This is a genomic window from Candidatus Aminicenantes bacterium, assembly GCA_026393855.1.
In the GTDB taxonomy this organism is placed as follows: Bacteria; Acidobacteriota; Aminicenantia; order Aminicenantales; family UBA4085; genus UBA4085.
Window position 1 is genome coordinate 1 of sequence record JAPKZJ010000066.1, and the last position, 20,192, is coordinate 20,192.

Genomic DNA, 20,192 nt, shown 5'->3' on the forward strand with positions numbered 1-20,192 from the left:
CCCAAGGGAGATCGTCCGTGAATCAGGATTGTTCGATGAACGCAATCGAAGCCCGAAATAGTGAATTGCATACACAGGGCCTCTATTATCTGTCCCCCTATTATTTCTTGAGGATGTCATCATGAAAATCATCCGCGCCGCCGTCGACCGGCCCGTGACCATCTACATGCTTTATCTGGCCGTGATTTTGCTCGGCGTCGTCTCGCTGCGCGAGCTGAGTGTGGATCTTCTGCCCGACATCAGTTATCCGCGTTTGTCGGTCGTGACCCGCTTCACCGGCGTCGCTCCGGAAGAGATGGAGACTCTCGTCACCCGGCCCCTCGAGTCCGCCGTCAGCCGAATCCCGGGCCTGCGCCGGGTCGAGTCAATCTCCAAGGAAGGCGTCTCCTATATGACCCTGGAGTTCGATTGGGGCACGAACATGGACTTCACCATGCTCCACGCCCGCGAGCAGCTGGACAACGCCCGCGATGCGCTGCCCGAAGGCGCCGAGAATCCGACCATCATCGCGCTTGACCCGCAAAGCAAGCCGATCATGACGCTGGCTCTGACCGGCGCCCGCAGCCTGCTGGAGCTCAAGGAGTTCGCCGAGGAGCTGGTTAAGCCGCGCCTGGAGCAGGTCGAAGGCATCGGTGCGGCCGAGATCACCGGCGGCGTCGAGCGGGAAATCCATATCGAAGTGGATCCCCAGAAGCTCAGCTTGTACGGCCTGACGGTCTCCGACGTGGCGGCGCGGATCAACGCCTTCAACAGCAACCTGCAGGGCGGCACGATCCGCAAGGGGACGTTCAAATACGCTCTCCGGGTGGTGGGGGAGTTCGAGTCGCTGGCGGAGATCGGCGAGATCGCCATCAAGACGACGGCCGACCGCGGGGTTGTGCGCCTGCGCGACATCGCCCGGGTCGAGGACGGGATCAAGGAGCGCCAGGGCCTCACCCGGATCGACGGAAAAGAGAGCATCGGGCTGCTGGTCCGCAAGGAGTCCGGAGCCAACACCGTCAAGGTCACCAAGCTGGCCCAGGAGGTGCTCGACCAAATCCGCCGCGAGACCCAGGGCATCGACATCCGGGTCGTCAACGAGCAGGCCCGCTCGATCCGCGACGCCATCGGAGCCGTACGGGACGAGCTTATCCAGGGAGGCATCCTGGCCTTCCTCATCCTGCTCATCTTCCTGCAGGAGTGGAAGACGCCGCTGATCATCGACGTGGTCATCCCCATCTCGGTCATCGGCACCTTCAGCCTGCTCTTCTTCAGCAAGATCACCATCAATATCATGTCGCTCGGCGGCCTGGCCTTGGGGGTGGGCATGCTCGACGACTGCGCCGTCGTTGTGTCCGAAAATATCTTCCGCCACCGGAGCCTGGGCAAGAGCCACGCCCAGGCCGCCTACGACGGGACCCGGGAAATAGCCGGCGCGGTCGTCGCGACGGCCTTGACGACGGTCGTCGTCTTCCTCCCGGTTATCTATGTCCACGGCGTTTCCGGCCAATTGTTTAAAGATACGGCCCTGACGGTGACCATCTCGCTGCTCATGTCGCTGCTCGTCTCGCTGACGCTTCTGCCGACCCTGCTGTCGCGCACCTTCCGCGTCCCCGGCATGGACGCAACCCTAAGGGAGAAAAATGCTTCGCGGCCTCGTTGGACCAAGCCGAAATCGCCGATCGGCTGGCTGCTGCTTCCGATCTTCGGCCTGCGCTGGGTCTTCTACATCATTGTCCGGGGCGTCGGCTTCGTCCTGGATTTCGTCTTCAGCTGGCTGGCTCAGGCCGTCGTTCTGCTGGCCAAGCTCGTCTACTGGCCGATCAAGCCGGTGCTCGCTATCGTGTTTCGCGGCTTCAACGCCTTCTATACCCGCTTCGTCGCTTGGTATAGCCGCGCTTTGACCTGGAGCCTCGATCACAAGAGAGCGATCTTGGGCTGGTCGATCGTCTTCTTCGGCATCACTTTCGGACTGGGTTTTTTCCTCAAGAGCGAGCTGATGCCCAAGCTGAACACCAATACGTTCGAGATGAGCCTTCGAGCGCCCGTGGACTATTCGCTCGAGCAGACCTCCGAGATCGCCTCCCTGTTGGAAGGGGAGCTGAAGCCTCGGCCCGAAGTCAAGGCGGTCATGGCCCAGGTCGGCCTCGTCTCGGGCCTGGAAAGCGCCGATCCCGACGTCTCCCTCAACTCCGCCCGGCTGTTCGTTGAGGTTAACCGTCCCGATCGACTCGACGGCGTGCTGGAAGTATTGCGCCGCCGGCTGACGGCGTTTCCCGACGTCTCCTATTCGGTCACCCGCGAACAGACGACCTTGTCGCAATTCCTGGCCTTCAGCGCGGCCGAGATCGGCCTGCGGATCAAAGGCGACGACCTGGAGCGGCTGCGCGAGCTCTCCGAAGCTTTGATGGTCAAGCTGCGCAAGATCCCCGGGATCGTCGACGTCGCCAGCAACTGGGGCGAAGGCAAGCCCGAGTTCAAGGTCTCGGTGCGCCGCGACGCCCTGGAGAAGTACGCCGGCCTGACTCCGGCCGGGATCGGCGACTTCATCGTCGGGGCGGTGCGCGGCCGCGTCGCCACCCAGTTCAACGAGATGGAGAAGAAGTACGACATCCTGGTTCGCCTCGAGGGTGCCACCCAGCGCAACATCGACGCCTTGCTCGACGAGCCCTACCCCCTGCAGGGCAAGCTCATCCCGCTGCGCGAGCTCGTGGCGGCCGAGATCGTCCGTGGTCCCAAGGAGATTCGGCGGGAGAATCAGGGCCGCGAAGTCCTGGTCACGGCCGGACTGCGCGGGACCAAGATCAGCCAGGCCGCTCCGGCCGTGGAGAAGGCGGCCCAGTCGATCGAGCTGCCTTCGGACTATCGCATCGTCATCGGCGGCGAGCGGGAGGAGATGAACAAGTCGTTTAAAAGTCTCATCTTCGCTCTTCTGCTGGCGGCGCTCCTGACCTATATGATCATGGCGGCCCAGTTCGAGTCGCTGCTCCATCCTCTGCTGGTCATGTTCACCATCCCGATGGGTGTGGCGGGCGCCATCGTGGCCCTGCTGCTGACCGGCCAGACGATCAACGTCATCTCGATCATCGGGCTGGTCGTCCTGATCGGGCTGGTCGTGGACGACGCCATCGTCGAGGTCGACTACGCCAACCTCCTGCGCAAGCAGGGCAAGGCCCTGCGGCCGGCCGTCCACGAAGCCTGTATGACCCGCTTGCGGCCGATCCTGATCGCCTCCTTTTCCACGATCTTCGGGCTGCTGCCGATGGCCGTTGGTTTGGAAAGCGGCGGCGAGCTGATGCGGCCGCTTGGCGTCGTCGTGTTGAGCGGCATGACCTTCTCGACCCTGCTGACTCTGATCCTCATCCCGGTCATGTATGAAGCCGTGGAGAAACGGAAGCGGTCATGAAGTCCCTGATCGAGCGCCCGGTCGCTACGGCGATGATCTTCGTCGCCTTGCTCGTGCTGGGAATCTATTCCTTTATCAATACCCCGCTAGAGTTGGCCCCCAAGGAAGAGTTCCCCCGCCTCGATGTCAGCACCCCCTGGCAGGGCGTTCCGCCCGAGATCGTTCAGACGCAAGTCACCTCGCCCCTGGAGGAGGCCTGCGCGACCGTCAAAGGCGTCACTAAGGTCACCTCGACCTCGCAGATCGGGTCGAGCCTGATCACGCTGGAGTTCGATCCCAAGACCAATATGGACTTTGCCCTGCTGGCCCTGCGGGAGGAGCTGGCCAAAACCCGCCGCCTGCTTCCGGCCGGCGTGCGGCCCACGGTCCAGCCCTACGTGCCCGACGATTTCCGGGTCAACCCCTTCTTGAGCATGACCATCTCGGGGCCGTACTCGCTGCAGCGCCTGCGCGAGATGGTCAACGACAAGCTGGAGTTCGGGCTGGGCTCGATCAAGGGCGTCTCCAAGGTCGAGATCCTGGGCGGCGCGGAAGCCGAGGTCAAGATTATCCTGGACAAGAAGGCCATGAAGGCCTATAACCTCCAGCCCTTGCAGGTCAACTCGGCTTTATCCCAGCGACTACGGACCTACCCTACGGGGCGGGTCCGGAAGGGCGAGCAGGAATACCTCTTCAAGTACGCCGACGCCGTCGACAGCCTGCAGGAGATCCGGGACACGATCGTGGCCGACCTGGGCGGTCATCCGCTCCGCATCCGGGACGTGGCCGAAGTCGCGATCTCCTACGGCGAGATCTACAGCATCCACCGCATCAACGGCCAGCCGACCGTCAGCCTGACCCTGACCAAGGAGAAGGGGGCCAACACCCTGCGAGTCGCCGCCCAGGTCAAAGCCGCCTTGGAGCGGATCAAGAAGGAGTTGCCCTCCGATCTGGCTTTCAAACCGGTGGACGACGAGAGCGAGGAGATCCGCAAGAACCTGGCCGATCTCTACCGCCTGGCCGGGCTGATCACGGTCATCATCTTCATCCTGGTCTTCGCCGTCCTGCGGCGGGTCAAGCCGTCGCTGCTCATCCTGTCGTCGATCGCCTTCTCGGTCGTCATCACCTTCAACCTGATCTACCTCTTCAAGGTTTCGATGAACATGCTGACCCTGGGCGCCCTGGCCCTGGGCTTCGGGATGTTCGTGGACAACTCGATCGTCGTCTTCGACAACATCCTGCGTCTGCGGGAGCGGGGGATGTCGCCCAAGGAAGCGGCCGTGCAGGGCCCCAAAGAGGTCTTCGTCGCCGTCCTGGCCTCGACGCTGACGACCGTGGCGGTGTTCTGCAGCTTTCCGTTTTTCCAGGGCAAGCTCAAGATCTACTACCTGCCCCTGGCCATTGTCATCACCTCGGCCCTGCTGGCCTCCCTGGTGGTGTCCTACACACTGATCCCGGCCCTGGCGCCGCGCTTGTTAGGCGATGGGAAGAAAAAGGCCAAACCGCCCAAGGCCAGGGGCGAAGGGCGCTGGCTCCGCTTCCTTATCCGCCGCCCGCTCGAGGTTCTTCTGGTCGTCGCCTTTATCCTGGGGGGGACGTACAAGTGGTTCCGGTCGGAAGTCTCCATCGGCGAATGGTTCCGCTGGACCCAGCACGAGTACCTGGTTATCCAGATCGGCCTGCCGGCCGGGACGGACATCTCCCGGACGGACGAAGCCATTCGGGCCTTCGAGTCCAAGGTGCTGGAGCAGCCCTACGCCACGGACATGAACACTCGGGTCATGATGGAGCAGGCCTACTTGCGGATCGAGTTCCCGCCGGAGATCGAGCGGTCGGCCTATCCGTACATGCTCAAGGAGGAGCTCATCCAGCTGGCCACCCAGTTTGCCGGGATGAACCTCTATGTCAGCGGGTTCGACCAGAACTCCTACGCCTCGAGCATGGGCACCGGGACGATGTTCGGTTCGCAGATCAAATTCACCGGCTACAACCTGAAGAAGCTCAAGGAGATCACCGCCGACCTGACCAAGACCCTCAAACGCAATCCCCGGGTCAAGGAGGTCCAAACCTCGTCCAGCCGCTGGGGTTGGTACCGCGGAGACACCTTCGAGAATATCCTCAAGATCGACAAGGCGGCCCTCCGCAAGTACGATGTTGATCCGCTGACTCTTTACTACCACCTGCAGACACTGATCCAGGGCAAGTTCGGCCGTCCGGCCCGCATCATCTCCGGCGGCAAGGAGATTGCGGTCGGCGTCAAGTTCCCGGATGCCGAGACGCTGGACCTGCGCGCCCTGCAGGAGACCCTCGTCCGGACCAGGGGCGGCGAATACCTGCGGCTGGGCGAGATCGCGACCCACGAGGAGATCCCCATCGCCGGGTCCATCGACCGGGAGAACCAGCAATTCCAATTGACCCTGCTCTGGGAGTTCCGCGGCCCGGCCAAGGCGGAGGAGCGCTACCGCAAGGGCATCTTCGCCAGCTTGAGCCTGCCGCCCGGATTCAAGGCCGAGATGGACCAGGGCTATCGGATGACGACCGAAGAGAAGAAGCAGATTTTCGTCGCCCTGGGCGTCTCGCTGGTCATCATCTTCATGATCCTGGCCGCGCTCTACGAATCGTTCATCCAACCGTTCTTCATCCTGCTGGCCGTGCCGCTTTCGCTTATCGGCGTTTGGGTGGCTTTCATCGTGGCCGGCTGGGCTTTCGACGTCTCGGCCTATATCGGCGTCATCCTGCTCAACGGCATCGTCGTCAACAACGCCATCCTCCTCGTCGACCAAATTAACTTAAGACGGAGGAGGGGAACGCCGCTTCTGGAAGCGGCCGTGCAGGGGACGCAAGACCGCGTCCGCCCGATCCTGATGACGACCGGGACGACCGTGCTGGGCATGCTGCCGATGCTCCTCATCGTGGCCGATGCCGCCAAGCGGCAGATCTGGACCTCGCTGGCGCTGTGCACGGTCGGCGGCCTGGTCACGTCTTCGCTGGCCATCTTGTTCGTCGTGCCGGTCTTCTACGTCCACGGCGAAAAGGTGCGGGGTTGGGCGGCCCGCTTGTCCGACAGTCTGCGCGGCAAGAAATAGAGGTACAGTATACGTACATCCCTATTTGGAAATTGGGGGGGGCAGGCTCCGGCTTCCGCCCCGGAGCGCCATCGGCGTGCCGGGGTAGCGGTCCTCATATTCGCGAGAATATGAGGGCACCATATGTAATCCCGGATTTCTTGAATGCTCTAAACGCTGTTCACTGCACTCCTTGACAAATACGATTAGCCATCGTATATAATATCGTATGAAAGTTACGACGATTCTTCCCGACCGATTAGTTGCGGACGTCCGGCTGCTGGCCGGAGGGCGCAATTTGACCGAAGCGCTGATCCGGGCCTTGGAAGAATGGGTCAATACCCGGAAAATCCGAGAGCTCAACGCGCAGGTCGGGAAATCCCCTTTTGAGTTCGCGCATGGGACAACCGCCGATTCGCTGCGCGAGGCCAACCGGACCCGATGATCATCGCCGACACTTCGATCTGGATCGAATTTCTGCGAGGGAATCCCGACGTCGCTCCCTTGATGAAAAGCCTGCTGGATGATGGCCGGATCCTGGCTTTGGAGGCGATTTTCGGCGAGCTGATGCAAGGCGCGCGAAATGATGCGGAACGTCGAATACTAGCCGAGTATTGGGCCGCTTTGCCCAAAACCGCGGAGGCCGGACTTTGGATCCAGGCGGGGCGGATTTCGGGGGAGTCCGGATGGATCGGCAAAGGATTGGGCCTGATCGATGCCTTCATCATCGTCGCAGCCCGCTCCGTCTCGGCCAAGCTATGGACACTCGACAAAAAAATTCTTAAGGAGATTACCGATCGTGAGCAATATCGAGTCTCGGAGTAAACGAACTTGAATCCCGATCCACTCAATCTATATGGCCGCCTCGCAGCATATCCCCGGGTCGAGCTGATCCACCGGCCGACGCCGATCCGCAAGCTGGCCCGGCTGACGGCCGAGCTGGGCGGGCCGGAGATTTGGATCAAGCGCGACGATCTGACCGGGATGGCCTTCGGCGGCAACAAGTCGCGCAAGCTCGAATTCATCCTGCCGGACATCCTGGCCAAGAAGGCCGATGTCCTGGTCACCTGGGCCAGCCTGCAATCGAACTGGGCCATGCTGACGGCGGCGGCCTGCGTCCGCTACGGCGTCCAGCCGGTTTTAGTCCTTTTCAAAACCTACGACCTCCCGCCTGAACCGGACGGCAACATCCTGCTCGATCGCCTGCTGGGGGCCGACATCCGGTTCAAGGAGGCGGGCCGCGGGAAGCTGGTGACCCAGGCCACCGCGCTGGCCGCGGCCGAAGACGTCGCGGCGGAATTCCGGGCGGCCGGCAAGAATGTCTACGTGATCCCCGTCGGCGGCTCGGTCCCGGCGGCGGATATGGATCGGCCGCTGGGGGCCGTCGCCTATGTCGACGCTTTCGCCGAGATGCTGGCCCAAACCCGGGCCGCGGGATTCGTACCGGACGCGGTCGTCCATTCCACCGGCTCCGGCTCGACCCAGGCCGGATTGCTTCTGGGCGCCAGGGCGTTGGCGCCGCAGACGCGGGTCGTCGGCATCAGCGTTTCCGATCCCAAGGATTCGTTTTCCCGGATCGTTCGCGAAGTCGTTGTCGCGACGGAGCGCGAACTCGGGACGGGAACGATTGTTGCCCCGGAGGACGTCCTCGTCTTTGACGACTACATCCGCGACGGCTATGGGATCGTCAACCGCGAAGTGGCCGAGGTCATCCGGCGCGTCTTCCGGGCCGAGGGCATTGTCCTCGACCCGGTCTATACGTCCAAGGCCTTCATCGGCCTGATGGATCTCATCGCCCGCGGGTTCTTCAAGCCGGACGCCAAGATCGTCTTTTTCCACACCGGCGGCACGCCGGCGCTCTTCCCCAACCGGGCTTTTCTCGTCTAAGCGATAAAAAAAGGGCGCGGCGGGTGCCGCGCCCTTGAGAAAATCCGTTCGCTACCGGCTTTACCGGATAGTGCTGTTGTTCAGGTACTTTAGAAACTCGCTGTCCGTTCCCAGGAGAAGCACGGTTTCTTTGGTCAGGCTGGTCCGGTAAGTGTCGAGCGATTTCATGAAGGCGTAGAACTCGGGATCGAGGTTGTAGGCCCCGGCGTAGATCCGGGTCGCCTCGGCATCGGCCTTGCCCTTGACTTCCTGGGCCTTACGGTAGGCTTCGGACTGGATCCGTTTCAGCTCCTTCTCTTTCTGGCCCCGGATCTCGGCGCTTTTGCCGTCGCCTTCGGAACGGTACTTGGAAGCGATCCGTTTCCGCTCGGCGATCATCCGGTCGAAGACCTTGCGCTGGACCTCTTCGACGTAGTTGACCCGCTTGACCCGGACGTCCTTGAGCTCGACGCCGAACTGGGTCGTGATCTTGGCCGCGTCCTCGAGGATGATCTGCGAAAGCTTCTCGCGGCCGGTTTCGATTTTGGCCGTGACCTCCGAGAAATCCTGGAGGGCCGAGTCTTCGGAGATCTCGAACGGCCGGTTGGTCGAGCGGACGATTTCGATCAGGTCGAATTTGGCGATGATGTTGCGGGTCTCGCCGTCGACGATGTCGTCCAGGCGCGAATGGGCGCCCCGCTCGTCGCCGACGCGCTGAAAGAAGACCAGCGGGTCGCTGATCCGCCAGCGGCAGTAGGTGTCGACCCAGATGTACTTCTTGTCCTTGGTCGGAATCTGGTTCGGGTCGCCGTCCCATTCCAGCCAGCGCTTTTCGAAGTAGTTGGCCTTTTGAACGAACGGCATCTTGAAGTGGACGCCGGGTTTGGTCACGGTGCCGCCGATCGGCTCGCCGAACTGGGTCACGACGACTTGGTTGGTCTCGCTGACGATGTAGATGGAGCCGGTCAGCACGATCAGGGCGATCGCGCCCAGGCCGATGAGGAGGATGTTCCGCATCCGGGCGCTCACTTCTTCACCTCCTGGTTGAGGTTGAGCAGGGGCAGAATCCCCCGCGACTTGTCGTCCATGATGAACTTCTTCTCGATCTTGCTCATGACCTCGTTAATCGTCTCGAGATAGAGCCGCTTGCGGGTGACCGCGGGCGCCTTGACGTATTCGCGGTAGACCTGGGTGAAGCGGCTGGCGTCGCCCTGGGAGTTGTTGACCCGCTCGGTGGCGTAGCCCTCGGCGGCCCGGATGGCCTGTTCGGCCTCGCCTTGGGCCTTGGGAATCTCCTGGTTGTATTCGGCCCAGGCGTCGTTGATTTTGCGCTCCTTCTCCTGGAGAGCCTCATTGACGTCGTTGAAGGAGGGTTTGACCGATTCGGGCGGGTTGACGTCCTGCAGGATGACCTGGTTGACGTCGATGCCGATCTCATACAGATCGCAGAGCTGCTGGAGCTCCACCTTGGCATCGGCCGCTATGCGGGCTCGGCCGATGGTGATGATCTCGTCCACGGCGTTGTCGCCGATGACCCGGCGAACGACGGCCTCGTTGATGTCCCGGAAAGTCTGTTCGGTATCCCGCATTTTAAATAAGAACTTGTAGGGGTCCTTGATCTTGTATTGGACGATCCACTCGACGATGACGACGTTCAGGTCGCCGGTCAGCATGATGGCTTCCTTGGCCGAGTCTTCAGTGACTTCGAACTGTGAGTGGACGCCCGGCTGGGTGGTCCGAAAGCCGAACTCCTGCTTGAGCTGGCGCTGGACCGGCACCTTGGTCAGGGCTTCGATGCCCAGCGGCCATTTGAAGTGCAAGCCCGGCTCGCTCGTCCGGACGAACTTGCCGAAACGGAGGATCACCCCCATCTCGTCCGGGGCGACCTGGTAGATGGCGCCGTACAGGACAAACACTGCCACGGCGACGAGAATCAGGATCTTGACCAGATTCTTGGGAATCTTGGGCATGCGGATCTCATAAGTCGGGATATTGGTGGGCATTCCTCCTCCTTCATCGTGCTTCGTCAGTTCCCGCGTTGCGGTCGATTTGCGGGCTTTCCGACATATCGTATCTATTATACGGCAATTGTGCCGAAAAGTTGAATCGGCCCAGACGCAGACGGGCGCTTCACAGATCGTCCAGGTTCCGCTCGCTGACGTCCAACGCCTTGGCGTCCACATCCTCCACGGTTTTAAGACCCGATCCTGTCAGGATCAAAACGTCGAAACCGCGCCCCGGGCCCAACTTGTGCGCGGCGGCCAAGGTTACGGCCGAGGCCGGGTCGCAGAACAATCCTTCGCGGGCCGCCAGCTGCGTCTGGGCCCGCAGAATCTCGCGTTCGGTGACGGCGGCCATGGTCCCTTTGCCCGCCCGCAGAATCCGTAGAGCCAAATCGCCTCCGGGAGGGAAAGGGTTGGAGATGGCGTGGGCGATCGTATGCGGGCGGAGGAATCGCTTGACCGTGTCCCGACCCTGCTCGAAAGCCTGGGCCACGGGAGCGCAGCCTGCGGCCTGCACGCCGATGAATCGGGGCAGGGCTTGAATGGCGCCGATCTCCTTCAAATCGAGAAAAGCCCTGATCAGGCCGATCAGGTGACCGCCCGCGCTGACAGGGACGAAGATCCGCACCGCCCGGTGGCCGTCGAAAGCGCGTGGGCCGAGACTTTCAAAGATCTCGTACCCGGCGATCTTGTAGCCCTCGATCCGGAAGGGATCGACCGAATTCATGAAATAGATGCCCCTGGCACGGCCGATTTCGAAGCTGCGCCGGAAGAGCGTGGGGTAATCCCCGCGGACCTTGATCACGGAGGCTCCATGCACGGCGGCGGCGGTGATTTTCTCGCGCGAGGTGCCGGCCTTGACGAAGATCAGGCACTTCAGCCCGGTTTTGGCGGCATAGGCGGCAGTCGAGCCGGCCATGTTGCCGGTCGAAATCGTTCCGACGCTGCGAAAACCCAGCTCGAGGGCCATAGCCACGGCCACGACCGTGCCACGGTCTTTGAAGCTCCCGGTCGGGTTCATCATCTCGTTCTTGGCCAGGAGCCCGGGACGGCCGAGATCGTCCGCTAAGTTGTGAAGCGGCAGCAGGGGAGTACCGCCTTCGCCGAGGGAAAGGGCCGGGTCGAACCGGTGCCAGGGGAGGAATTCGGCGTAGCGTTCATAAATCGATGCAGCGGATTTTCGGATCCGCCTGCGTTTGGCCTCATAACGGACGAGCAGAGGCCAGCCGTGGATGGGACAAAAAGGATTATGGATATCGATAGGATAGGCTTTCCCGCAGGACAGGCATTCCAGGGTTTCAATCATAATAGGGGTACAGTATACATAAACCCCGATTTATTTTCGTCTAGCAGCAAAGCTAACCAAAACGATGGCAGACTAGGAATCAGCCTCGTCGATCGTCGAGAAAATCGGGGATTATGTGCGGTCCGAGGTGCGCCGTCGCCCCCAACGGTGCACCCCGAACCACGAGGATTTTCCCGGAGTCGGGAGATGAACCTATTTTTTAGGCTTCAGGTTGGCATAGAATAGCGCTGGAATGATGCCAGCCAAGATAGCAAGCGTTGCCGACGTGATCTTCATGCGGCTGGCCCTAGCCCAGGCCAAGCGGGCGGCCGGCAGGGGCGAAGTGCCGGTCGGGGCCATCGTCGTCCGGGCCGGGGTCGTCGTCGCCCTGGGGACCAATCGGCCGATCGCGACGAACGATCCTACGGCCCACGCCGAGATCGTGGCCCTCCGCTTGGCGGCCCGGCGGGCGGGCAATTATCGCCTGACCGATTGCGAGCTGTTCGTCACTGTCGAGCCCTGCGCCATGTGCCTGGGAGCGATCCTCCAGGCCCGCATCCGCCGGCTGGTCTACGGCGCCGACGATCTCAAGGCCGGGGCGGTCCGGTCGATCGTCCGCTTCCCGATCGAAAAGACCAATCATCGGTTGCTGATCCAATCCGGCGTCCTGGCGGAAGAGGCGGCCCAACTGCTGCGGGATTTTTTCCGCGCCCGCCGGGTCCGGTCGTAGTCATTGGCGGCCGGTCGCGGCTTTCCAAAGGATTGTTTTATTGCGGACTGGTTGTATTGTTCATCCCCCTCCCATCGTTTATAATAATGCAGGTTTCGTAGGGAGGTTGGGATGAAAAAATTCCGCTGTTTGTTTTTGGTTGTTGTTTTCCTATTCGGGATTTCAAGCCTCGTCCTGGTTGGGGCTAGCGTCCTTTCCGGCCCCACTGCCGGTATGGAACGCGTCATCGCCCTGCCCGAGCTTGAAACGCCCCGCCAAATCGTCGTCGAGAAAGGGAAGGCTTATATCTCCGATAAAAGGGATATCCTCGTCTACGATCTTGCGACGGGCGCTTTGGTGACGCGGATTGGCAAGATCGGCCAGGGACCGGGAGAATTCCGGTTCATGCCCGGTCGGATGGCTGCGGCCCCTGAGAAGCTGGTCGTCGCGGATTTCCCGAAGCTCCAATACTTCTCACTCGAAGGAATCTATCAGGGGCAGGTCGATCTACCGAGATTGCTCTCTCCCTACCCACTCCTTCCCGTCGGCGCGAATTTCGTCGGCTTCCCCATGGAATCCAAGAACGACGGCTCCCTTTTAGATCCGGCGGGACGCATCTTCGGTCCCGACCTCAAGCGGCTGAGGGACTTCTATGGCGATCTTCCGGCGGGACCGCCGCCCCCGCCGGCTCCCGGCAGTCCGGAGCAGACGGTAAAAAGCGACGCGCTCCTTATCCGGGACTACGGGGAGTTAATAGTCTACGAAAACAGGATCTACGTGGCCGATTCTCGCAAGGGCTTCGCCTTCTCGATCTTTGACGAGAGCGGGACTCTCATCCGCGAGATCAAGCACCCGATCGACAGAGTCAAGGTGCCCGGAAGCTTCATCGATGGAATCGTCAAGGAATGGAAGGCTTCCAAGTATTGGGAGGCGATCTATTCCCGCAAGAATCCCGTGGTGCCGGAGTTTTTCCCCGATATCATCAGCTTCAAAGTAGACGGAGGCCGGATCTACGCCGTCACATCGGCCCAGAAAGACGGGTTGTATGAAGTCGTGGTTATGGACCTTGAAGGGAAGATTCTCAAGAAAGAATTCCGATTCCCCCTGGCGCCGAATTTCGAAGCCGCCTTCCTCAACGGGTTGAAGTACGACATCGAGGGGAACAAGATCGTCTGGTTCGCCTACAACGAGGAAAAGGAAATCTACGAGCTGCATATCCGTTGAACCGGCTCGTGCTCCCATATCGGGGGATCGAAGAAGAGGCGATTTTGAGACCCCCATGCCGTGTTTTTGGCTCATGCCCGGCCTTCCTTTTTAGCCTGATTTCTGTATAATAGAGCGCGCTTCGCCGGAGTTTTCGCGCGGAGAGGTGACCGAGTGGTTGAAGGTGCCGCTCTCGAAAAGCGGTGTGCTCGTAAGGGTACCGCGGGTTCGAATCCCGCCCTCTCCGTTCCTTTCCCGAAGCGCTGACGATTCCCCCCCGGCGGCAGGGGCCCCTGGTTTTTCAGGGGATCCGTTTCCGCCGCACTAGTCCGGGGACTAAGAACCTCGGACGAGTGTCTCTCTGTAGGGGGGCAGGGGGGTAGAGACCAGTTAGGTCTCGCTGGGAGCGCTTCGGACGATCTGTCCAACGTTGTCTTCCTCTTGGAGTCCCGCCCATGTCTCCTTCCAGGCTTGTTCCTCGGACGATTCCGATTCGGTCGGCCGTGCTTCTTTTCGGATTCTCCCTGATCTTGGTTTCGTCTCTTGTTTTGCCTGCCGCCCAATCGACTTCTCCCGCCGTCCCCAAGGCTCTCAAGGGCTTCGACGCCTTGGCCGTCCGCGCCATGGCCGAGCTTAAAGTCCCGGGCCTGGCGGTCGCCGCCGTCCAAGGCGGCCGCCTGGTCTATGCCCAAGGCTTCGGCTTTCGCGACCTCGCCGGCCGGCTTCCCGTCACCCCGCATACGATTTTCGGGATCGGGTCCTGCTCCAAGGCTTTCACCGCAACGACCATGGGCATCCTGGCCGATGAAGGCAAGCTGGATTGGGATAAGCCCGTCCGGGTTTATCTTCCTGATTTCGTCTTATCCGATCCCGTCGCGTCCGAGCGCCTGACGCCGCGCGATCTGATCACGCATCGCACCGGCCTGCCCCGGCACGACCACGTCTGGATCCGCTCGCCCTTCACTCGCCGCGAGATGTTCGAGCGGCTGCGGTTCCTCGACTTCAGCCGCGACATCCGGCAGGTCTATCAGTACAACAACCTCATGGTCATGACCGCCGGCTATCTGGTCGGGACGATCGCCGGCTCGTCCTGGGAAGCGTTCGCCCAAGCCCGCATTCTCGACCTCCTCGGCATGACCGAGACGGACTTCTCGACCGATGTTTCGCAAAAAGCGGCTGACTTCTCCAAGTCGTACACCCTGGTCAAAGACAAGGTGGACGAATTCCCGTTCTATAGCGCCGACGCCCTGGGCCCGGCGGGATCGATCAATTCGAGCGTCCTTGATATGACCCGCTGGATGCTCGCCAACCTGAACAAGGGCAAGTACGGCGAGGCGCTGGATAAGACTCTGATCTCGGAGAAGCAATTGGCCCAGATCCAAGCCCCTCAGACAGTCGTGCCCGATGCGCCCCGCTATGCCGAGCTTTTCTATGCCTCCTACGGCATGGGCTGGCGCGTCAGCTCCTATCGCGGGCATCTCTTGGTCAGCCACGGCGGGGCGATCATGGGCTTTTCGGCGATGGTCGGCCTCCTGCCGCAGGACGGAATTGGGGTCGTTCTGCTCAACAATCTCGAAGACACCGCCCTGAACGGCCCCTTGGCCTACAATATTCTTGACCGTCTGCTCGGGTTGGAGCCGGTGGACTGGATGCAGCGGGTGCGCGACGAGGCGGCCAAGTCCGCGGCCGACGCCGAACAGGCCAAGCGCGAGCCCGACAAGGACCGCAAGCTCGGGACCTCGCCGTCCCACGCCCTGGCCGAATACGCCGGCGCATACGAGCATCCCGCCTATGGGACGATCTCGGTTTCCCTGGCCGACGGAGCCCTCAAGGCCGACTTCCACCAGCGGACGTTCGTCCTGGAGCATTATCACTACGACGTCTTCCGGATGAAGAACGACTGGATGGGAGCCGAGTACAAGATCGCGTTCAGCCTGGACCGGAAGGGGGACATCGAAGCGATGGAGATCCCCTTCGAGCCGAGCGTCAAAGATATCGTTTTCAAACGGAGCCGACGCCCATGAAATCAGTCCCCATCGTCCTGACCGGATACGGCAACGTCGGCAAGGCTTTCGTCCGCCTCCTGGCCGACAAACGGATGGAATGCGCCCGACGTTACGGCCTGGATCTGGACTTGAAGGCCGTCCTCCGCAGCACGGGCGGCTGGCTGGCGGAAAGTCGCGACGACGCGGAGGCTCTGACGGCCGCGGGGGACGCTCCGCTGGAGTCTCATCCCGGGTGGATCCCCGGTCTGAAGCTGGACGAGGTTTTGAAGCGGCTGTCTCGCGGCGTCCTGGCCGAAGCCACTCCCTCGGATTGGCGGACCGGCGCTCCCCAGCTGGCGTTCCTCCATCGAGCCCTGGACGCCGGCTGGAATGTCGCCGCCGCGAGCAAAGGGGCGCTGGTCGTCGATTTCCGAAACCTGACCGAGAAAGCCGCGGCTCGCGGCTTGGCCCTCAAATACAGCGGCGCGACTGCGGCCGCCCTGCCGACGCTCGATATAGCCACGATCTCGCTGGCCGGGGCCGAGATCCAGCGGATCGACGGCATCCTGACGGGCACGACGAACTACATTCTGAGCCGGCTCGAAGCGGGGGGGACCTTCGCTTCGGCGCTGGCGGCGGCGCAGGCCCAGGGCATCGCCGAGCCGGATCCCTCCATGGACATCGACGGCTGGGATACGGCCTGCAAGCTTCTGCTTATCGCCAACGCCTCGGCCGGAACGAGCCTCACTCTGGCCGATATCAAGGTCGAGGGCATCCGGGGCGTTTCGGCCGAAATGCTGGCGGCGGCCCGATCGGAAGGGAAGGCCGTCAAGCTCCTCGGAAGGCTGACGATCAAGGATGGCCGGGCGGCAGCCGAAGTGCGGCCGATCGCGGTCGAGCCGTCGCATCCCTTGCACGGCCTCACCGGAACCGCCAAGGGCATCGCCTTCCTGACCGACTCCATGGGCACGATCGTCGTCACCGGCGGCAAGTCCGATCCGCGCGGGACCGCAGCCGCTATGCTCAAGGATATCATCAACACCTATCGTTGACCGGCCGGGCCGTTTCTGGTACTTTAAGGCAACCTTCGAACCGCTTTTTTCCGCGGAGAGGTGTCCGAGTGGTTTAAGGAGCGCGCTTGGAAAGCGCGTGTGCGCCGCAAGGTGTACCGCGGGTTCGAATCCCGCCCTCTCCGTACCTTTCCCGATGCGTTGACGATTCCCCCCTCTCTCTGTAGGGGGGCAGGGGGGTAGAGGCCAATTAGAACGAAGTTGGAAACGCATCGGGCACGATTTTGCAAAGGTAGGTGGGGTAGAGATCAGGGTGGGTAAGATGCTAAGAAAAAGTCGGAAGCGTTTCGGGCAAGCCTTGCATCGGTTAGCGGATTCATCATGAAATTTAGAGCATCGAAGAAAAGATTCAAATTTTCACTTGCCGATATGGACGAGTCCGTCGCACGGGCGATTTTAAGATGGCCGTCATACGCGAGGCTTCGCTGGCCTCTCATACCGCGGCTCGCGATGTCGGCGAGGACAACGCGGCCCGCTCCGCGGCCCGTGCGGCGGGGCAAGCCGTGGCGACAGCGCATGTCCGCACGCATGCCATCGGTGCCGCTCAGTATGCCCTTCAGGCCATCCATCGAGCCGCCGATCCCGCCGATGCCGAGGCCCCCGTGGCTAAAGAACGAGAATGGCAACGCCGGCGCTTGCTGCGATTGAGAGGGAAATCGGCTTCAGAGTAGACGCCGGTGCTTGGCGCACGATCAAAATCCGATTTCATTCGATCCCGAAGCGTTCGAAGAGCTCCATTCCTCGCTCCCCTGTTCCTATAGTATAATCGCTCCAACCCGCCCCTCCGGCGGGACGGCGGGGCTGGAACGCCCCCGCAATCGGTCGTAAGGAGTGCGCATGAACGCCAAGCAGTACATCGCCCTGGAAGACAAGTACGGCGCCCACAATTACCACCCGCTGGACGTCGTCATCGACAAGGCCAAGGGCATCTGGGTTTGGGACGTCGAGGGCCGCAAGTACATCGACTTCCTCAGCGCCTACTCCGCCGTCAATCAGGGCCACAATCACCCCCGCATCATCAAGGCCCTGATCGCCCAGGCCCGGCGCCTGACCCTGACCTCGCGGGCCTTCCGCAACGACCAATGGCCGATGCTGGCCAAGGAGCTCTGTCAGATGGCCGGGTTCGACATGGTCCTGCCGATGAACTCGGGGGCCGAGGCCGTCGAGACCGCCGTCAAAGCCGCCCGCAAGTGGGGCTATCTGAAAAAAGGCATCGCCCCCGACGAAGCCGAGATCATTGCCTGCGAGAACAACTTCCACGGCCGGACGACCACGGTCATCAGCTTCTCGACCGAACCGGCCTATCGCAAGGATTTCGGCCCCTTCACCCCCGGCTTCCCGATCGTCCCGTTCAACGATGCCGAGGCGCTGGAGCGAGCCATCACGCCCAACACGGCTGCCTTCCTGGTCGAGCCCATCCAGGCCGAGGCCGGCATCCTCATCCCGAATCCCGGCTACCTCAAGAAAGTCCGCGAGATCTGCACCCGCCGCAACGTGCTGTTCATCGCCGATGAGATCCAGACCGGCCTGGGCCGGACGGGCAAGCTCTTCGCCTTCCAGCACGAAGACGCCAAGCCCGACATGATCGTCATCGGCAAGTCGCTCGGCGGCGGCTGCCTGCCCATTTCGGCCGTTCTGGCGACCGAGGACGTCCTCGGCGTGTTCAAGCCCGGCGAGCACGGCTCCACCTTCGGCGGCAACCCGCTGGCCTGCGCCGTGGCCCGCGAGGCCCTGCGCGTGATCAAGGAGGAGCGTCTGGTGGCCAACGCGGCCAAGATGGGGGGGTACTTCACGAAGAAGCTGCGAACCATCAAGAGCCGCCACATCAGGCAGGTCCGGGGCAAGGGGCTGCTGATCGGCGTCGAGCTGTACCCGGAAGCGGGCGGCGCCCGCCGCTTTTGTGAAGCCCTCAAGGACGCCGGATTGCTGTGCAAGGAAACCCACGACAATGTCATCCGTTTCGCCCCGCCGCTCATCATCGGGACGAAGGACCTCGATGGGGCCTTTGATCGGATCGTCGAAGTCTTCGCCAAGCTCGAGAACTGAGGAGAGGCCATGTCCAAGCGCACTTACCGCTCCATGCCCGCCGAGAACGCCGTCGATCGCCGGGATTTCTTCAAAATCGGCGGCGCGATCGGCGCCGGCCTCGTGATGTCGAGCCGCAGCCTGCTCGCGGTCCAGCAAGCCCAACAGACTCAAGGCCAGCAGCCCCCGGTCAAACCGGCCGCGCCGGCTCCCAAGCTCAAGCCGAAGACGAACATCGAGGACGCCCTCAAGGTCCCCCGGACCAAATGGAGCCTGCCGGGGCCATTCCCGGGCCGGGTGGTCGAGGTCTTCAATCCCAAGGCCATGCCGGACGGCAACGTCGACGCTGCCGTGGTCAAGGCCATGTTTGCGAAGGGGATTCAGGAGCTGACCGGGAAGAGCCTCACGAAAAGCTTCGGCTTGTTCTTTACCAAGGACGATATCGTCGGGCTCAAGGTTAATCCGGTCGGCCCCGGCCTCATCAGCACCCGGCTCGAGGTGGTCGACGCGGTCATCGACTGGCTGACCTCTTGCGGCCTGCCCAAGAAGAACATTATCATCTGGGACCGCTTCGACTATATGCTCAAGGACGCCGGATACACGCCCGAGCGCTTCCCGGGCATCGCCATCGAAGGCTTGCAGACGATGGACGAAGCGGCGGCCGAGGGCAAGAGCCAGGACAACAGCAAGTGGCTCAACCCGGACGGCACCCACGTTAGCGTGCCCAATTTCGATCAGGAGGTCTTCTATTGGGCCGATGTCGAGGGCCCCAAAGACCTGCCGTATCTCAACCAGCACGTCTTCAACGGCAAGCACTCCTACTTCGGCAAGCTTCTGACCAAAAAGCTGACCAAGATCGTCAACCTGCCCGTATTCAAGAACACCGGCAACGCCATCTCCATGGCCACCAAGAACATCGGCTACGGCGCGGTCTGCAACACGAACCGGCTGCACACGCCGCTCTTCCTGGACGTCTGCGTCGAGGTGCCGGCCTTCTGGCCGGTGCGCGACAAGATGGTCCTCAACATCACCGACGGCCTGTGGTCGCAGTATGACGGCGGGCCCGACAAGAACGCCAAGTTCGCCTACATCGACAATCGGCTGTACTTCGCTTCCGACCCGTTCGCTCTGGACATGGTCTGCCACACCCGAATCGTGGCCAAGCGCAAGGAGATGGGTGTCACGGTCAACGAGAATCCCCGCTTTACGGACTACCTACGCTACGCCGAGAAGCTGGGGCTGGGGATCGCCGATCCGGCCAAGATCGCGCATGTCAAGGTCGGATAAGTCCCGGGGGAAGGGCCGAGCGGCTCGGTTCGCCCTAAGCATGGCCGCGGTCGGGATGTTCGCATTTCTAACGGCGGCGGCTCAGGCGATCCCGGTGGGAGCGAAGGCAGTCCAAGCCGCTTCCATCCAGCCTTCCGTCCCCGAGCCCGGGTTCGCTCCCGGCTGGGCCAAGGCCGGACCGCTTCGGACTTTTACCGGCCAGGACCTCTTCAACCAGATCGACGGCGGAGCCGAGCTCTTTCTCGAGTTCGGGTTCGCCAGGATGCGCCTGCAGGCCTTCGCCCGGGGCAAGTCTGAGCTGACTCTTAACGCTTACGAGATGGAGAGCGC

Annotated in this window: 15 protein-coding genes and 2 tRNA genes; 14 read left to right on the plus strand and 3 right to left on the minus strand. The window is 62.0% G+C overall.

What is annotated here, in order from left to right; all coding sequences use genetic code 11:
• The first annotated feature begins 121 nt into the window (after positions 1-121).
• The 5 genes from NTZ26_07010 (at position 122) to NTZ26_07030 (ending at position 8,316) form a co-directional block, all read left to right on the plus strand.
• Positions 122-3,385, plus strand: coding sequence for an efflux RND transporter permease subunit (locus NTZ26_07010; protein ID MCX6560250.1), 3,264 nt, complete (start codon positions 122-124; stop codon positions 3,383-3,385).
• Positions 3,382-6,450, plus strand: coding sequence for an efflux RND transporter permease subunit (locus NTZ26_07015; protein MCX6560251.1), 3,069 nt, complete (start codon positions 3,382-3,384; stop codon positions 6,448-6,450). The genes NTZ26_07010 and NTZ26_07015 overlap by 4 nt, the downstream gene beginning before the upstream one ends.
• A 208-nt stretch (positions 6,451-6,658) precedes the next feature.
• Positions 6,659-6,874: a DUF2191 domain-containing protein gene (locus NTZ26_07020; GenBank protein ID MCX6560252.1), complete on the plus strand. Its 216-nt coding sequence runs from the start codon at positions 6,659-6,661 to the stop codon at positions 6,872-6,874.
• The gene (locus NTZ26_07025) at positions 6,871-7,254 is read left to right on the plus strand and encodes a PIN domain-containing protein (protein MCX6560253.1); all 384 of its coding nucleotides are present in this window, start codon (positions 6,871-6,873) and stop codon (positions 7,252-7,254) included. Before NTZ26_07020 ends, NTZ26_07025 begins: the two co-directional genes overlap by 4 nt.
• 6 nt (positions 7,255-7,260) lie before the next feature.
• Positions 7,261-8,316: a D-cysteine desulfhydrase family protein gene (locus tag NTZ26_07030; protein ID MCX6560254.1), complete on the plus strand. Its 1,056-nt coding sequence runs from the start codon at positions 7,261-7,263 to the stop codon at positions 8,314-8,316.
• Between the two features lie 60 nt (positions 8,317-8,376).
• Here NTZ26_07030 and hflC read toward each other — a convergent pair whose 3' ends face one another.
• The 3 genes from hflC to thrC all read right to left on the minus strand — a co-directional run bounded on the left by hflC (position 8,377) and on the right by thrC (position 11,604).
• Positions 8,377-9,324 (minus strand): protease modulator HflC, encoded by a 948-nt coding sequence (hflC, locus tag NTZ26_07035; GenBank protein MCX6560255.1) that lies wholly within the window; start codon positions 9,322-9,324, stop codon positions 8,377-8,379.
• Positions 9,321-10,298: an FtsH protease activity modulator HflK gene (gene hflK / locus NTZ26_07040; protein MCX6560256.1), complete on the minus strand. Its 978-nt coding sequence runs from the start codon at positions 10,296-10,298 to the stop codon at positions 9,321-9,323. The genes hflC and hflK overlap by 4 nt, the downstream gene beginning before the upstream one ends.
• A gap of 127 nt (positions 10,299-10,425) precedes the next feature.
• Entirely contained in the window at positions 10,426-11,604 is a 1,179-nt protein-coding gene (gene thrC / locus NTZ26_07045; protein ID MCX6560257.1) for a threonine synthase, read from the minus strand.
• Positions 11,605-11,836: 232 nt separating this feature from the next.
• Between thrC and tadA the strand changes: the two genes are divergently transcribed.
• The 9 genes from tadA to NTZ26_07090 all read left to right on the plus strand — a co-directional run.
• Entirely contained in the window at positions 11,837-12,313 is a 477-nt protein-coding gene (gene tadA, locus NTZ26_07050) for a tRNA adenosine(34) deaminase TadA (protein MCX6560258.1), read from the plus strand.
• Between the two features lie 111 nt (positions 12,314-12,424).
• Positions 12,425-13,516 carry a 6-bladed beta-propeller gene (locus NTZ26_07055; protein ID MCX6560259.1) on the plus strand — a complete coding sequence of 364 codons (1,092 nt, stop codon included), beginning with the start codon at positions 12,425-12,427 and terminating at the stop codon, positions 13,514-13,516.
• Between the two features lie 139 nt (positions 13,517-13,655).
• A tRNA-Ser gene (locus tag NTZ26_07060) sits at positions 13,656-13,742 on the plus strand.
• A gap of 208 nt (positions 13,743-13,950) precedes the next feature.
• The gene (locus tag NTZ26_07065) at positions 13,951-15,519 is read left to right on the plus strand and encodes a serine hydrolase (GenBank protein ID MCX6560260.1); all 1,569 of its coding nucleotides are present in this window, start codon (positions 13,951-13,953) and stop codon (positions 15,517-15,519) included.
• Positions 15,516-16,532, plus strand: a complete 1,017-nt coding sequence (locus NTZ26_07070; GenBank protein ID MCX6560261.1) for a homoserine dehydrogenase — start codon at positions 15,516-15,518, stop codon at positions 16,530-16,532. The genes NTZ26_07065 and NTZ26_07070 overlap by 4 nt, the downstream gene beginning before the upstream one ends.
• A gap of 54 nt (positions 16,533-16,586) precedes the next feature.
• Positions 16,587-16,675: transfer RNA gene (locus NTZ26_07075), tRNA-Ser, on the plus strand.
• Positions 16,676-17,387: 712 nt separating this feature from the next.
• Positions 17,388-18,596 (plus strand): ornithine--oxo-acid transaminase, encoded by a 1,209-nt coding sequence (rocD, locus tag NTZ26_07080; protein ID MCX6560262.1) that lies wholly within the window; start codon positions 17,388-17,390, stop codon positions 18,594-18,596.
• A gap of 9 nt (positions 18,597-18,605) precedes the next feature.
• On the plus strand, positions 18,606-19,862 hold the full coding sequence (locus NTZ26_07085; GenBank protein MCX6560263.1) for a DUF362 domain-containing protein: 1,257 nt from the start codon (positions 18,606-18,608) through the stop codon (positions 19,860-19,862).
• Positions 19,846-20,192: hypothetical protein (locus NTZ26_07090; protein MCX6560264.1), on the plus strand; the 347-nt coding region annotated here is incomplete at its 3' end. The genes NTZ26_07085 and NTZ26_07090, both read left to right, overlap by 17 nt.